Raw genomic sequence first — 1,415 nt, 5'->3', positions numbered from 1 at the left:
TGATGTGACCCCTAAAAGTTAGAGTTTTATATTACGCAGCTAGTTGGCTGGTATGAAGACGGTATTGAACTGGACTCATGCCAGCCAGTTTCTGTTTGATCCGTTCGTTGTTGTAATACTGGATGTAAGCCTCGATGTCTCGTTTCAGTTCCTCAAAAGTGCGCAGTGGTTCACCATAATACATCTCCTGTTTCAGTAATCCAAAGAAATTCTCCATGGGGGCGTTGTCCAGACAGTTCCCCTTTCGTGACATACTTTGGAATACTTTGTGTTCTTTTAAGGTCCCAACCCATTTTTCGTGCTGGTAGTGCCAGCCTTGATCCGAGTGGATGGTAGTCCGGTATTTTGCGTTCTTTACGATGTCAAGGACTTCATCTAAGGGTTTCATCACAAAGTCAAGCGTCGGGCGCATACCGATGCCATACGAAAGAATCTCTCCATTATACATATCCATCATTGGACTAAGATAGAGCTTTAGGCCATCCGTACACTTGAATTCTGTAATATCTGTGGTCAGTTTCTGACATGGGATTGTAGTATTGAAACGGCGGTGAATACGGTTTTTCACCACTGTACCGATGGTCCCCTTGTACGAACTATAACGACGCGATTTCCGGGTGAATTTATTGCCTTTCAATCCTAGTTCTCGCATAATACGTTGCACTTTTTTGTGATTCACTATGATGCCTCGATTCTTCAATTCTAGTTGAATCCTGCGATAACCATAATTTTCGTTGTGTTCTTCAAAAATAGATTGAATCGTTTCCCCCAACTCTTGGTTAGGATTTTCCCGTTTCATTTGTTTTACATGATAGTGATAAGATGACTCAGGAATGCCGACAATCCGAAGTACGTCCTTCAGTCGGAATTCTTCTTTGAGTTCGAATGATAGCGCTGTTTGTGCTTTTCGAGATAGCCTTCCGGATCCATCTGAAAAGCTCGCAACTTTTTTAGGTATTCTACCTCTAAACGGAGGAGTTCATTTTCCTGTTCTAACTTCTGTTCACGCGTCATTTCATCCTGTTGTGTTGGCTTCTGGTTCTTCTTAACGTTCTTCGCTTTATCAGACATGACTGGCCGTCCTTTCGGGTAGTCCAGGGCTTCAGCACCGCCTTCAAGGAATTTCTTCTTCCAATCACCTATCATCGATGGATTCGTCAATCCGAAGTGAAGTGCCGTTTCTGCATGTGAAGCGCCTGTTCTTTTCATAAAGCTTAATACATCCAGCTTGAATTGAACAGAATAAACCTCGTGCCTTCTTTTACGAAATAATCCTTCGATTCCAAATTTCTTATATGCATTTACCCAGTCAACAATCTGATTCTTTGACTTTATGCCATGTTTTTCTGCCAATACTTTATAGCCAATCGTCCCCCTGAGGTATTCCTGCACCACCATCGCCTTAAAGTCATCCG

At 42.5% G+C, this 1,415-nt stretch carries 2 protein-coding genes; both read right to left on the bottom strand.

Annotation, left to right across the window (positions count from 1 at the left end; all coding sequences use genetic code 11):
* Positions 1–31: 31 nt before the first annotated feature.
* The gene (locus ASU02_RS25405; RefSeq protein ID WP_131239745.1) at positions 32–958 is read right to left on the bottom strand and encodes an IS3 family transposase; all 927 of its coding nucleotides are present in this window, start codon (positions 956–958) and stop codon (positions 32–34) included.
* Positions 859–1,415 (bottom strand): helix-turn-helix domain-containing protein (locus tag ASU02_RS25400; protein ID WP_157684566.1); only part of this gene is annotated, 557 nt, incomplete at its 5' end. The genes ASU02_RS25400 and ASU02_RS25405, both read right to left, overlap by 100 nt.

Origin of the sequence: Cytobacillus praedii, assembly GCF_001439605.1 — a bacterium.
Taxonomy (GTDB): domain Bacteria; phylum Bacillota; class Bacilli; order Bacillales; family Cytobacillaceae; genus Cytobacillus; species Cytobacillus praedii.
This window is presented reverse-complemented; position numbering and strand designations above follow the sequence as displayed.